The following is a 12,398-nucleotide window of genomic DNA, read 5'->3' as shown; positions in this document are numbered from 1 at the left end:
TCTCTGTACGGAAGTCTCTTACGGATCTCGGGGTCGTTCTTGGGCGTCCTGCCCGCGTCGACGGGCGGGTTGTTGCCTGCGGCCATGGATGCATGGTCCGGCGGCGGCGATGGAGTGGGGGCCGCCGCGCTCTCCCGATCACTTCATGCATGAAGTTATATAAGGATGTCACTTCACGATGCAACTGATTCGTCGAAGTAATTTACTTCATGCGTGAAGTGAAAATCTTGCGCCTGAACCGGGATGCCACGACCTCAGGCTCAGCGGAACTCGTCGCTGCCCGCCGCCTGCGCGATGCGGCTCGCGATCTGGGTCATCTGACGCACCTGCGTGGGGGAGAGGCTGTCGAAGATGATGCCGCGGACCGCTGCGACGTGGCCCGGGGCGCTGACCTCGAGCTTCGCCGCCCCTGCGGTGGTCAGGGAGGCCAGGGTGTAACGGCCGTCGGTGGGGTCGGGGCGGCGGGTGAGCCAGCCGCGTCGCTCCATGCGGGTCGCGACCTGCGACAGACGCGGCAGTTGCCCCCCGGTGAAATTGGCCAGCTCGCTCATTCGAAGGGTGCGCTCGGGAGCCCGAGACAGTCCTACGAGGACCTGGTACTCGAAGTGCGTGAGGCCGGCGTCGCGCTGGAGCTGTCGATCCAGTGCCGCGGGCAGCTTGGCGACCATGCCGGCCAGGGCCATCCAGGCGTGGAGCTCCTCCTCGTTCAGCCACCGGATCGGCTCCGCGGCCTCGCTGCCCCCTGTCGGCTCGGCTTGCGCCCCGGGGCTGTGGTCGCCGGCGGGGGTGCTGCGGGTCCGCTTCACAGGGCGGTTCTTGACCATGAGCAGATTCTAGGCGCGAGGGAGGATGGGTGACCTTCCTCGCGAAGCGGCCGACGATGCGGTCAAGGCCACGACCACGGAGAAGTACCTGGCGCCGGGGTGGACTTCCCCTCGGTGACGCCGCGACGGGAAGCTCATGCCGAGGTGCCTGCCAGGACCGCACTCCAGCGGGCCTGGATGGCGACCGGATCGAGAGCGACGAGGCCGCCCTGCCCGACGACTACCGCAAGATCATGGTGATCGCGGGGGAGGCCGACGGCCCGGTGCAGGTCAGCGTGACGGACCGAGCGATGTGCTCGCTGGTCCAGTTGCTTCGATTCCGGCGGCTCGTGCCCCTGGAGGGCATCATGACGAGGCGGTTCCGCCCGGACGATGCCCCGGCGTCCGCGCCCACCGGGGCCGGGGGCGTGCCATCGGAGGATGCCGAGCCCAAGACGGCGCCGGCTCCGCTCAGGCAGGACCTCCACCGCTACGACCCGAATCTCGAGGCTGATGGGGAGCTACGGAGTCGGGAATGCTCGGTCCCGTAGCCGTAGCCGTAGCCGTAGCCGTAGCCGTAGCCGTAGCCGTAGCCGGTGAGCACTGTCGCCGCCGGAACCAGCCGAGTTCTGGAGCCAGACCGTGCCCCTGCTCATCGAAAAGGGACCCCTTTGCCACAACGCACCGACCGGTCACACCATCGTGACCTTTAACTTCGCAGCGTCAGCGAGACCTTGAAACAGCTCTTCCGGGCGGGGTCGACCCTGCCCGGTCAGTGGGGAGCGGTCACGAGGTGCTCGAACTCGGCGACCAGTGCGGCCGACGACGGCAGAGCGGCGATCGGTCTCGGGACGCGGGGAGCGTGCTGGAGGGGGTGCCGGCGGCGACGACCTTACCGAGGAGCCCGGGACGGGAGGGGCGAGAGCGTGGATGTCGCGTAGGCCCTCTTCACGAGGCTCGCGAACCTCTCGCCGGCCCTGACCGCCTATCAGAAGCGGGCCGCGCGCCCCAGGGCAGCGGCTTCTCCCCTGGTGTGTACTCCCAGTTTAGAGAGGATCTGGCGGACGTGGAACTTGACGGTGTGTTCGGTGACGTGCAGCTGGTCGGCGATCTGCTGGTTGGTCAGGCCGCGGACGAGTTCCGCCATCACCGTGATTTCTCGTGGGCTGAGTTCGCGCAGCAACTCGACATCAGTGCTGGGCGGCAGGGCGAGCGGGAGGCGGGCGGTGATCGTGGTGCCCCAGCCGGGAACGGTTGCCACGCTGAAGTCGCCACCGAGAGGGGCCAGACGTTCGCGCATCCGGTATTCCGCCTGGTTCAGCGGAAACTGTGCGCAGTCACCGTCGTCCCGAACGTCCACCGACAGTTGTTCGTCGGTCACCTGCCACGCCACACGGATCCGACGAGGGCTGGTGTGCTCCAGCATGACGAGCACGCAGCCGCGGGACAAGGCGGTGGCGGCCTGACCCACCGGGCCCGGAAGGAGCCTGTCGGCGGTGGCGGGTGGCACAGTCTCCAGGTCCACCTCGGCGTGAAGCACCAGTGGCCGCAGTTGTTCGGTGAGCAGGGAGAAGGCGCGTTGGACGGTGCATTCCTGGGCGGAAGAGGCGGCCTGCAGCGCGGTCAGGGCGGTGGAGGCCATGTCGGTTGCCGCCCGGCGGGCCCGGGAGTCGTCCAGCTCCCGGGAGCGCAGGGTTGTCAGGAGTGCCCTGAGCGTGGCGGCGTGGGTGTCGCGGGCGAGGAGGAGCTGCTTGGCGTGCTCTCCGGCGAAGAAGCGTTCTGCCGCGGTGGTCGGTGGGGAATCGGAGCGGGAGAGCAGGGCCGCCGCGATCTCCCAACTTCGCTGCACCATTGGGTAGGCGTGCTGGGCGTCGTCGGCATCGGCCAGGACGAGCAGACTGCCGGATGCCCTGGGGCCGGCGGTGGCCGCCACCAGGGCTGGGCGCGTGGTGCCTCCGATGGTGACCGGCCTGTGCCAGGGCTGACCGGGTACCGCCACAGCCTCCAGCGCGGCCAGTTCGGCGGCGCTCGGCCGGTGGTCGCCGTTGTGCGGTGTGACGCTGATTCGTCCGGCGACCAGGACAGTGGCCCAGCGGTGAGGCACCTCTTCGCGGACCACCGCCGACAGGCGTGGCAGGACCTCGTCGTCGGCGGCTGTGGCCAACTCCAGTGCCCAGTCTCCGGTCACCGTGACCTCCTACTCACTCGGCCGGTTGCAACTCTCCAGAGAGCAGTCCGGCTCACCTTGGGCGGGTGTGATCATCGTTCTGTCGCGCGGCTGTGGGCAGGCTTCCGTACCGCCCTGGTCTCCGGCTGCTGTGTCGGAGGAGCACGACGGTCGGCCACAGCTGCGGAGCACGTCGCCTCCGGCCAGATCTCGCATTCCTCACTTTCCGGGCTGGCGTCCCGTCCCACGCCACGTTCGGCCCCGCCCCTCACCCCACCTTCCACAGGGAGTCTCCAGAGCCTGTGCGACGAGGGCACTGATCGTGCTCAGCAGGGTGCGTTCCTCGTCGGTGAGGCGGCGCGGCCGGTCGAAGGTGACTACGCACACTCCGAACGTGTGCCCGGACGCGGTGGGCCCGGCTCTACGACGCCGAACACACCCGCTCCCGCGAACTCCAGAGCAGCCTGCTCCCCTCAGGGCCTGACCGACCTGCCAGCGTGCACGGCAGCCGCCCGCTGTCTCCCTGCAGAGCAGGGCATGGACGTGGGCGGTGACTGGTACGACATCATCCCGCTCTCGGGCGGCAGGTCGCCCTCGTCGTCGGCGACGCCATGGGCCACGGCCTGCCCGAGGCGGCCACCATGGGGCGTCTGTGCAGGGCCGCCTTACGGCACAGGCTCAACTGCGCTTCCTCTCGCCCGCCCACCACACGGCGACCACTCACTTCACGGACGACTGCCCCTAGCCGGCCGGGCAGGGGCAGTTCTTGCTGCCCGAGATGGCCGAGGGCGGAGAACTCCGTGGAGGAAATGTGCAGGTGCTCGCCTATCAAATGTTTGACTCTGCTCAAGTGGCTTCATTGACAACAAGATAGTGTGATCTCGGGGAACTGGCCACCCCACGCCTTGTGCACGCCTGTCTGAGGCATGTGCTGGGGGAAGGGAGCTCTGTGTCTCGGCAGCACCTCGGCCGACGTCGCAGCCTCGGCCGCAGAGCCGCGTCGCTCCTGGCACCGGCAGTCGCCGGCGGCGCGGCAGCCGGACGACACCGCGGGGCAGAGGCACTCCACCGGGACCTAGCTCGTACAGCTCGCCGACAAGCCCGTTGCCGCGTACGGCAGGACCGCACCGGTCCCTGGCCAGAAGGTGGACCCGCGCTCCTGGGCCGCACGCGACTACCTCGGCTGGCTGAAGCAGGCACGCGACCAGGTGCTGGACGAGGTGCGGGGCGTCACTCTGCTGTACAACTACCACTACGTACTGAACGGGTTCTCCGCAAAGCTGACGGCCAGTCAGACCGCAGAACTGGCCCGCATCCCGGGCGTCGCTTCGCTGGCCCGCAGCGAGGCGGACCACCTGGCCGCCACGAGCACCGCGGCAGGTACCGCTACCACCGCCGGTACCGCGACCCGCGACCGCCGCCGGCACTCTCCCACCCGCCGACACCGTCGGGTTCCCCGGCCTGAAGAAGCCCGGCGGCGTGTACTCCAAGGTTCCCGGCGGTCGGCGGAACACGGGAGAGGGGATGATCATCGGTCTTCTGGACTCCGGTATCGACACCGACAACCCGTCGTTGCGGGCCCTTCCGGAGCCCCGGGCCGACGCCGAGGTCATCGCGAGGAAGTGGAAGGGCGGCTGTGACCCCGGCGACGACCCCGCGCACCGTGTCACCTGCAACAACAAGGTGATCGGCGCCCAGTACTTCAACAAGGACGTCTTCGACCCGGGGCAGAACGACTGGCCGTCCCCCGATGGACTCCAGGTAGACGTTCCCCCTCAGTGTGATGGTGTGGTTCTCGCCGCCCTGCTCACCTCCCGACTTCTATGCGGCGCCCCATTGATGGGCGAGCGCCGCCGCCTCCCCTCGGGTGCTGACGCCCAGTTTGCCGATGATCCTGGCGACGTGGAACTTCACCGTCGACTCGCTGATGTGCAGCGTCTGGGCGATGTCGCGGTTGCGGCGGCCCCGGGCCAGTTGCCCGAGGACCTCCAGTTCCCGTGCGCCGAGCTTGGTCAGGGGGTCCTGACAGGGCGTACTGGACGATGAGAGAGGGATCTCGAAGGTGACCGTTGTGCCCCATCCCGGTACGGCGTCCACGTTGAGCCGCCCTCCGAGCGGGGCCAGCCGCTCGGTGACGCGGCGGGTGTCGAGGGCGCCGCGGGTGAGAGTGCCGGGCCCGTTGTCCCGCACGGTGGCGCGCAGTTCGTCCGTGCCGACTTTCCAGCCGATGTGAAGGCGGTGCTCTCTGTCATCACCGCCCAGGCCGTGCACTTGGTCGTCCAGGGAGGCGTGCACGGTGGCCCGGACCACGGCAAGCGCCGTGTGGGTGATGTCCGCGGGCAGCGGCCGGTCGGTTCTGTCCTCCGCGTCGGACGGTCCCAGCTCCAGCCGCACGCCGCGGGAGCGCAGGATCTGGCGCAGTGACACCGCGAGCCGCTCGAAGGCGTTTCCGGCCCGCTCCTCCATCAGCGCCCGGTCGAGTTCGACCCGGGACCGCAGTTCGGCGACGGCCGAGACGGCGAGGTCGACGGAGCGTGCACGGGAGTTCGCGTCGTCCAGAGCGCGGTCGCGCAGGACGCGGAGCAGAGCGGTGAGCGAGGCCCCGTGCGCCTCGCGGAGTTCGGCGATGGCTACGGCACGTGCGGCGGCCGCCGCACGCGACGCGGCCAGCGGCTCGCTACGCGGGCCCTCCCGGTACGCGGTCACCAGGTCCCACAGCGCCCGGGCCGGCGTCACGTGCTCCTCCGGTACCGGGGGGGCCTCGGTTCGTATGAGGACCAACAGCGCGCTCTGGCCCGTGATGTCGCTGGCCAGAGCCAGCACGGGCATGTCGACGCCGGCCATCGGCGCCCGCCCCTGCCAGCTTCCCCTCGACGGCACCAGCGACCGCAGGGCTGCCACGTCGGTGGCGGTGATGGCGACGCTGGGCCGGCCGGGAGGCTCGCCGATGATCTTGAACGATGCGTACGAGCAGTCACCGGCCAGCTGGGCGATCTCCCGGTGAGGAATCGTCTCCGCCAGGGCGGAGGACAGACGTGCCAGATGCTCGGACAGCGGCGTCTGGATCAGCTCGACTGCTGCCATCAGGTCCATGTCCGCCAGCGTAGGCAGCAGGCCTCTCCCACCGGATTGTCCTTTCGGTCAGTTGGAACTGTCCGAAAGGACGGCGGCGGCCGAGTCGCCGCGCCTGAGGCTGGAGGCGTTGTTCACGACCGGCCGCTGCCACGGCGGACCGAGCCATCCGTACGACGGGAAGTGACATTCATGAAGGCGATCTCCTACGACGAGTACGGCGGTCCGGAGGTTCTGCGGCTGGCGAAGGTGACGGAGCCGCACGCAGGGCCCGGGCAGGTGCGAGTGAAGATCGTGGCCGCTGCCGTCAACCCCATCGACTTCAAGATCCGTCAGGGCCGTGCCCCGCAGATGGGCCCCGTGTCCCTCCCGGCTGTCCCCGGCTTGGAAGGAGCCGGGATCGTCGACGAGGTGGGGGCAGGCGTCAGGGGTGTGTCGATCGGTGACGAGGTGATGGTCTGGACCGACACCGGCGCCTCTGCCGAGTACGCCCTGGCCTCGGACTTCGCGCTCAAGCCCGCCGGCCTGAACTGGGAAACAGCCGCCGCGCTGCCGGTGGCTGTCGAGACCTCCGACCGCGTGCTGGGCGAACTCGCGGTGGGCCCGGGCGAGACCCTGCTGGTCCATGGAGCCGCGGGCGTGGTCGGCTCCGTCGGGGTCCAGATCGCCGTGGCGCGCGGCGCCACCGTGATCGGTACGGCGTCCGAGGCCAACCACGACTTCCTGCGCTCTCTCGGCGCGATCCCCGCGGCGTACGGTGACGGCCTCGTCGACCGGGTCCGCGCGGTCGCCCCCGAGGGCGTCGATGCCGTCTACGACGTTGCCGGCATGGACGCCCTGGACGTCTCCGTGGAGCTGCGCGGCGGTACCACCGACCGCATCGTCACCACCAACGACCCGCGGGCCTTCGAGCTGGGCATCACCTTCTCCATCGGAGGCCGGCGGTTCGGACCGGAGCTCGCCGAGTACGCCCGCCTCGCCGCCGACGGTCGGTTGCGCGTACGCGTCGACCGGAGCTTCCCGCTCGCCGACGCCGCCAGAGCGCACGAGCTGAGCGAATCCGGCCATGCGCGCGGCAAGGTGCTCCTGCGCCCGTAGGGAGCCTTCCTCAAGACGCGCCGGGCTCAGGCGAACCCGGGCACGGCTGGTCTGTACGGCAGCGCTGCGCCCCGGCGGGTCCCCGGTCTGCGCCGGGAGGAAGTCGCCCGACTGGCGGCGATCAGTACCGACTACTACACCCGACTCGAACAGCGCCGTGTCCAGGTGTCGGGGGCCGTCCTGGGCGTGCTCGCGCAGGTGCTCCGTCTCGATGGCGACCAGCGTGAGTACCTGCTGACCCTGGCGGGGAAGAACGCCCCGCCCACGGCGGGCGGCGCTCGACAGGATGTCCAGCCACAGATGCGGCACCTGCTCGACGACCTCACCCTGTCCGCTGGGTTCGTGATCGGACACAACACGGATCTTCTGGCGTGGAACGCCGTGGCCGCGGCCATGGTGATGGACTTCGGACGGGTGCCGGAGGAAGGACGCAACTATGTGCGCCTGGTGTTCACCGTGCCCGCCATCCGCGTGCTGTACCGGGACCGGGAGGTCATGGCCCGTCTGGCTGTCTGCCACCTGCGCATGGACAGCAGGCGTAACCCCCACGACCCTCGGCTCACGGCGCTTGTCGAGGAACTTTCCGCGATGGATCCCCAGTTCCGACGGTGATGGACCTCGCATGACGTCGCCACGCGGGCCGCGGCACCAGGCTGCTTCGTCATCCTGTGGTCGGTGACCTGCTCCTCGGGCGCTCCACTTTCCAGTGCGTTGAGGACCCCGGGCAGAAACTTGCCGTGTGGACTGCGGATCCCGGCAGGCCGGCCTCCGACGCCTTGCGTTACCTGGCGTCCACGATCGGGTCGGCGCCGCTGCGCACGTGATCGCGTCGAGTGGTGGCGCCCCCGTTCACCGCGAGGCCTGCGGGAACAGGCGCAGGGCGTTCGCTGTGGTGAGTGGTCGCCAGGTGGCGCCCTCCTCCGGTGGCTCGGCCGCGTCGATCGCCGCGATGTGGGCGTCGGCGAGCGGCGCGGGACCGGTGAGTGCCAGGCTGTCGCCGCAGCAGGGGACGATCGTCCGCATGGCCCTCCTCCTCTCCTCCTCCGCCTGCCGAAGAGATACTGAATACCGGTCACATCCGGGAAATCATTCATTCCGGATGTCGACCTTCCCGCTCATCCGGGTGTGTGCGCTCCGCAGACCGGTTCCGGTCACGGAACACACCACATGCCCTGCCATTTTCACGGGAACCCGTAAAGGGGAGAATTCCATCCGGGGAATCCCGTATCCAGGGGAGAAATCCTTACCCCTCTTCCAGTGACCGAGCGATGCCACACTGGAGTCATGGCCGCCGACGCGCATCTGAGTGAGCTGGGAGAAATCCTCAAGGCGCGGAGGGCCGAGCTGACCCCGCGCACCGTCGGTCTGCCCGACACCGGTGGTCGGCGTGTGCCCGGTCTGCGCAGAGAGGAGGTCGCCCTGCTCGCCGCCATCAGCAGCGACTACTACACACGGCTGGAGCAGGGCCGCATCCAGCCGTCCGCGTCGGTGCTGGCCGCTCTCGCCCATGTCCTGCGCCTGTCGGATCGCCAACGTGACCACCTGTTCGAACTGGCCGGCCGGCAACGGGCACGACACCGCCGACCAGCCGCACAGAAGGCACACCCTCAGTTGCTCCGCCTGCTCGACGATCTCACCGTGAGTCCCGGTGTGGTGATCGGTCGCCGTATGGACATCCTGGCCTGGAATCCGCTCGCTGCCGCCTTGTTCACCGACTTCGCGAAGGTGCCGGAAGGCAGGCGGAACTGCGTCCGCATCCTCTTCACCGATCCCTCCATGCGGACGCTCTACGCGGACTGGCGGGCCGTCGCCCGTGACTGCGTGTCCCATCTGCGCACGGAGACCGCCAAACATCCCGAGGATCCGCAGCTGATCAGCTTGGTGGGGGAACTCTCCGTGGAGGACGGGGACTTCGGTCGATGGTGGGGAGGCCGTCACGCGCCGTCGCGCAGGGCGGGCGTCAAGAGGTTCCACCATCCCCTCGTGGGCGAACTCGTCCTGGACTGGGACACCCTCATCTGCGGCGGCGACCCCGATCAGGAACTCGTCGTCTGGACGGCGGAGCCAGGCACACCGTCGTACGACGGACTGAGCGCCCTCGCCTCGCGGGCCACCGGTCGGCCCCGCAGGCTCACGACCGGTCAGGCCGGTGAGACTGGCTGATACGAAGGTCTCCTCGGCCCCTGCGATTCGACAGGCGACAGACCTGGGACAAAACTCTCCCCCTCACATTTCGACTGGATACTGCAACACTCGCTGCCATGTACACCGAAGCACATTTGCCTGAACTGGGAGAATTCCTCAAGATGTGCCGGGCCCAGCTCAGCCCGCGGACCGTCGGTCTGCCCGAGTCCGGGGCACCCCGGCGAGTGCCTGGGCTGCGCCGTGAAGAGGTCGCTCACCTCGTGGGGATCAGCACCCGTGCCTACGCGCGGCTGGAACAGGGGCGCACCCCCGTGCCGAGGACGGTGCTCGCCACGCTCGCCCGCGTCCTGCACCTCGACGACGCCCAGCGCGACCACCTGTTCGAGCTGTCGGCAAGGGGCACGTGCGAACCGCGTCGCCGGTCGGCGCAGAAGGTCCATCCGCAGCTCAGACGCATCCTGGACGAACTGTCCACGACCCCCGCCCTCGTCCTCGGCCGACGCCTGGACATCCTTGCCTGGAATCCTCTCGCAGCCGCTCTGCTCACCGACTTCGACAAGCTCCCCGCGGACAGGCGCAACTACGCGCGGCTGATGTTCACCGAACCCGCCTTCCGTGAGCTCTGCCTCGACTGGAGGACGAACGCCCGAATCTGCGTGACCCAACTGCGCCTGGAGGCCGCCTGGTACCCCGGAGACCCGAAGCTGGCCGCACTCGTCGGCGAGTTGTCGGTCGCCGACGCCGACTTCCGGCAGTGGTGGGCGGGCCGACAGATGAACGGCCTGCGGATGGGCACCAAGAGGCTGCGCCACCCGATCGTCGGCGACCTCACCCTCGACTGGGACACCCTGACCTGCACCGCCGACCCCACACAGAAACTGGTCATCGCGACCGCCGATCCCGGGGCCCCGTCCCACGACGGGCTTCTGTTCCTGGCGTCATGGACTGCGGACTCGGACCGGCCCGCACAGGACGCGGCAGCCTGAGGCCTCAGGGGGCCAGGTGAGCCACCGCGCAGCCACAGGACAGGGCCGTCGGGACAGTCTCACAGCCGCCATGGCCCTCCACGGGCGACCGCCCGTGGAGGGCCATGGCTCGGCGCGGGGAGAGACGCTGCCCCTCCCGATCCGGAGTGGCGCGTGCCCCCGGGATCAGGTGCGAGGATCGCGTTCCCCGGGCGCCGGGAGGCGCGGTCGTTCCCCGTCGGAGCCGGAGAGCTGCGACGACAACTCGTCGACCAGTTCGACCAGGTCTGTCGGCCGGTCGGGTCCCCACCAGTCGCCGAGCAGCTCGGTGAGAGAGTCCCGGCGGGCCGCCGACAGCCGGGCCGCGGCGTCGCGGCCAGCGTCGGTGAGCGTCAGGTCCATGCCCTCGATCGTGGCCAACTGCCGCTGCTCGACCTGGTGCAGGGCAGCCTGGATCACCGGCAGCGGCACCTGGCTGTACTCGGCGAGCCGTGCCGCCGGCAAAGACCTGTCCGGTCGTAGGGCCCGCAGCAGTAGCCAGCTGGAGGCGGGCAGGAGGTCGTATCCGGCCGTGGCGGTGATCTTCTCGTAGATGCCGCGGCGTCCGTTCCGTGACCCGAGGACGGACAGGGCCCGTTGCGCCTCCTCGCGCGAGGAGCGGTGCACGGGGTGGACGCTGAGGGTCTGCGCCATGTCGGGCGCGGTGACCGAGCCGCGCAGCCTGTCCTCCTTGAGGAACCAGGTCAGCGCGAAGGCGAGCAGGACGATCGGGGCCGCGTAGAGGAACACGTCGGTGATCGATGTGGCGTACGCGTGCAGCGCGGACGGGCGCAGCTCAGGCGGGAGTCGGTCCATGGCACGTGGGTCGGCCTCGAGCACGGTGGCCGCCCGAGACTGGGCCGGCCCGGTGAACACGTCGTGCAGCTTGTCGTCGAGCCGGCTGGTGAAGACCGTGCCGAAGACGGCGACGCCGAACGCGGAGCCGATCGACCGGAAGAACGTGACCCCCGAGGTGGCGACGCCCAGGTCCTCGTACGAGACCGCGTTCTGCACGATGAGTACGAGCACCTGCATGACCAGGCCGAGCCCGGAGCCGAACACGAAGAAGTACAGGCTCATCTCGAGGTCGCCGGAGGACTCCGTGAGCCGGTGCAGCAGCAACAGCCCTGCGGCGGTGACGGCGGTGCCGAGCACCGGGAAGATCTTCCAGCGCCCGGAACGGGAGACGACCTGGCCGGACAGCGTGGACGTCAGCAGCAGCCCGAGCACCATCGGCAGCATGTGGACACCCGACATGGTGGGCGACACCCCCATCACGACCTGGAGGAACGTCGGCAGGTAGGTCATCGCACCGAACATCGCGAAGCCGATCACGAAGCTGATCGCCGAGGACAGCGCGAACGTACGGATGCGGAACAGCTTCAACGGCAGCACCGGTTCGGCAGCCTCGCGCTCGACGGCCAGGAACCACACGAGAAGTACGCCACCCAGGACCGCGGTCCCGATCAACGGGACCGATGTCCATCCCCAGGTCCGGCCACCGAGTGAGGTCACCAGGATCAGGCAGGTGGCGACGGACGCGATCAAAAGCGTCCCCAGGTAGTCGATCCGGTGCTTCTGCGACCGGACCGGGATCCGCAGCGCGGCGGCGATCACCACCAGGGCGACGGCACCGACGGGCAGGTTGACGTAGAAGACCCAGCGCCAGCTCAGACGGTCCACGAACAGCCCGCCGAGCAACGGCCCCAGCACGCTGGTCGCGCCGAAGACGGCACCGAACAGGCCCTGGTAGCGGCCCCGGTCCCGGGGCGGCACGATGTCGCCGACGATCGCCATCGACAGGACCATCAGGCCACCGCCGCCGAGCCCTTGAAGCGCGCGGAACGCGATCAGCTGCGGCATGTCCTGCGCCAGACCGCACAGCGCCGATCCGATCAGGAAGATCACGATCGCGGCCTGGAAGAGCTTCTTGCGCCCGTACTGGTCGCCCAGCTTGCCCCACAGCGGTGTCGCGGCGGTCGAGGCGAGCAGGTAGGCGGTGACGACCCACGACAGGTGGCTCATTCCGCCGAGGTCACCGACGATCGTCGGCAAAGCAGTGGACACGATGGTCTGGTCCAGCGCCGAGATGAGCATGCCGAGAAGCAA

At 69.3% G+C, this 12,398-nt stretch carries 12 protein-coding genes and 2 pseudogenes; 8 read left to right on the top strand and 6 right to left on the bottom strand.

The features are described 5' to 3' along the window. Nucleotides 1-260: 260 nt before the first annotated feature. The 3 genes from ACIBK4_RS24985 to ACIBK4_RS24975 form a co-directional block, all read right to left on the bottom strand. Nucleotides 261-824 carry a MarR family winged helix-turn-helix transcriptional regulator gene (locus ACIBK4_RS24985; protein ID WP_398997667.1) on the bottom strand — a complete coding sequence of 188 codons (564 nt, stop codon included), beginning with the start codon at nt 822-824 and terminating at the stop codon, nt 261-263. A 500-nt stretch (nt 825-1,324) separates the two neighbouring features. Further along, nucleotides 1,325-1,459: a hypothetical protein gene (locus ACIBK4_RS24980; RefSeq protein WP_398997665.1), complete on the bottom strand. Its 135-nt coding sequence runs from the start codon at nt 1,457-1,459 to the stop codon at nt 1,325-1,327. A gap of 332 nt (nt 1,460-1,791) precedes the next feature. Further along, nucleotides 1,792-2,991 carry a LuxR C-terminal-related transcriptional regulator gene (locus ACIBK4_RS24975; protein WP_398997663.1) on the bottom strand — a complete coding sequence of 400 codons (1,200 nt, stop codon included), beginning with the start codon at nt 2,989-2,991 and terminating at the stop codon, nt 1,792-1,794. Nucleotides 2,992-3,383: 392 nt separating this feature from the next. Between ACIBK4_RS24975 and ACIBK4_RS24970 the strand changes: the two are divergent. Then, nucleotides 3,384-3,623 (top strand): annotated as a pseudogene (locus ACIBK4_RS24970) (PP2C family protein-serine/threonine phosphatase); the annotation flags it as partial. A 492-nt stretch (nt 3,624-4,115) separates the two neighbouring features. Next, on the top strand, nt 4,116-4,610 hold the full coding sequence (locus ACIBK4_RS24965; protein ID WP_398997661.1) for a protease inhibitor I9 family protein: 495 nt from the start codon (nt 4,116-4,118) through the stop codon (nt 4,608-4,610). Nucleotides 4,611-4,791: 181 nt separating this feature from the next. Here ACIBK4_RS24965 and ACIBK4_RS24960 read toward each other — a convergent pair whose 3' ends face one another. Continuing rightward, complete coding sequence (locus ACIBK4_RS24960; RefSeq protein WP_398997659.1) at nt 4,792-6,063, bottom strand: LuxR C-terminal-related transcriptional regulator; 1,272 nt, start codon at nt 6,061-6,063, stop codon at nt 4,792-4,794. Nucleotides 6,064-6,234: 171 nt separating this feature from the next. Here ACIBK4_RS24960 and ACIBK4_RS24955 point away from each other — a divergent pair, with 171 nt between their 5' ends. From ACIBK4_RS24955 to ACIBK4_RS24940, 4 genes and pseudogenes are all read left to right on the top strand, one after another. Next, nucleotides 6,235-7,140 carry an NADP-dependent oxidoreductase gene (locus tag ACIBK4_RS24955; RefSeq protein ID WP_398997657.1) on the top strand — a complete coding sequence of 302 codons (906 nt, stop codon included), beginning with the start codon at nt 6,235-6,237 and terminating at the stop codon, nt 7,138-7,140. A 51-nt stretch (nt 7,141-7,191) separates the two neighbouring features. Further along, a pseudogene (locus ACIBK4_RS24950) lies at nt 7,192-7,314 on the top strand (transcriptional regulator); the annotation flags it as partial. 12 nt (nt 7,315-7,326) lie between these two features. Next, complete coding sequence (locus ACIBK4_RS24945; RefSeq protein ID WP_398997655.1) at nt 7,327-7,752, top strand: hypothetical protein; 426 nt, start codon at nt 7,327-7,329, stop codon at nt 7,750-7,752. A 56-nt stretch (nt 7,753-7,808) separates the two neighbouring features. Then, nucleotides 7,809-7,964: a hypothetical protein gene (locus ACIBK4_RS24940; RefSeq protein WP_398997653.1), complete on the top strand. Its 156-nt coding sequence runs from the start codon at nt 7,809-7,811 to the stop codon at nt 7,962-7,964. Between the two features lie 25 nt (nt 7,965-7,989). On the opposite strand, the gene ACIBK4_RS24935 is transcribed toward ACIBK4_RS24940, so the two are convergent. Continuing rightward, complete coding sequence (locus ACIBK4_RS24935; protein WP_398997651.1) at nt 7,990-8,163, bottom strand: hypothetical protein; 174 nt, start codon at nt 8,161-8,163, stop codon at nt 7,990-7,992. A 261-nt stretch (nt 8,164-8,424) separates the two neighbouring features. Here ACIBK4_RS24935 and ACIBK4_RS24930 point away from each other — a divergent pair, with 261 nt between their 5' ends. Together ACIBK4_RS24930 and ACIBK4_RS24925 are read left to right on the top strand one after the other, a co-directional pair. Further along, a complete protein-coding gene (locus ACIBK4_RS24930) occupies nt 8,425-9,303 on the top strand; it encodes a helix-turn-helix domain-containing protein (protein ID WP_398997649.1) in 879 nt (292 codons plus the stop codon). 98 nt (nt 9,304-9,401) lie between these two features. Continuing rightward, the gene (locus ACIBK4_RS24925; RefSeq protein ID WP_398997647.1) at nt 9,402-10,271 is read left to right on the top strand and encodes a helix-turn-helix transcriptional regulator; all 870 of its coding nucleotides are present in this window, start codon (nt 9,402-9,404) and stop codon (nt 10,269-10,271) included. Between the two features lie 165 nt (nt 10,272-10,436). Here the strand turns inward: ACIBK4_RS24925 and ACIBK4_RS24920 are convergent, their stop codons facing one another. Next, nucleotides 10,437-12,386, bottom strand: coding sequence for an MDR family MFS transporter (locus tag ACIBK4_RS24920; RefSeq protein ID WP_398998264.1), 1,950 nt, complete (start codon nt 12,384-12,386; stop codon nt 10,437-10,439). Nucleotides 12,387-12,398: the final 12 nt, after the last annotated feature.

Source organism: Streptomyces sp. NPDC050528, from assembly GCF_044457795.1.
In the GTDB taxonomy this organism is placed as follows: domain Bacteria; phylum Actinomycetota; class Actinomycetes; order Streptomycetales; family Streptomycetaceae; genus Streptomyces.
The sequence above is the reverse complement of the archived record's forward strand: the minus strand, read 5'-3'. Positions and strand labels throughout refer to the sequence as shown.

Excerpts from the sequence above, each read along its gene's own strand:
- ACIBK4_RS24985 (WP_398997667.1), bottom strand. The coding sequence starts at position 824 with ATGGTCAAGAACCGCCCTGTGAAGCGGACCCGCAGCACCCCCGCCGGC.
- ACIBK4_RS24980 (WP_398997665.1), bottom strand. The coding sequence starts at position 1,459 with ATGAGCAGGGGCACGGTCTGGCTCCAGAACTCGGCTGGTTCCGGCGGC.
- ACIBK4_RS24960 (WP_398997659.1), bottom strand. The coding sequence starts at position 6,063 with ATGGACCTGATGGCAGCAGTCGAGCTGATCCAGACGCCGCTGTCCGAG.
- ACIBK4_RS24955 (WP_398997657.1), top strand. The coding sequence starts at position 6,235 with ATGAAGGCGATCTCCTACGACGAGTACGGCGGTCCGGAGGTTCTGCGG.
- ACIBK4_RS24935 (WP_398997651.1), bottom strand. The coding sequence starts at position 8,163 with ATGCGGACGATCGTCCCCTGCTGCGGCGACAGCCTGGCACTCACCGGT.
- ACIBK4_RS24930 (WP_398997649.1), top strand. The coding sequence starts at position 8,425 with ATGGCCGCCGACGCGCATCTGAGTGAGCTGGGAGAAATCCTCAAGGCG.
- ACIBK4_RS24925 (WP_398997647.1), top strand. The coding sequence starts at position 9,402 with ATGTACACCGAAGCACATTTGCCTGAACTGGGAGAATTCCTCAAGATG.
- ACIBK4_RS24920 (WP_398998264.1), bottom strand. The coding sequence starts at position 12,386 with ATGCTCATCTCGGCGCTGGACCAGACCATCGTGTCCACTGCTTTGCCG.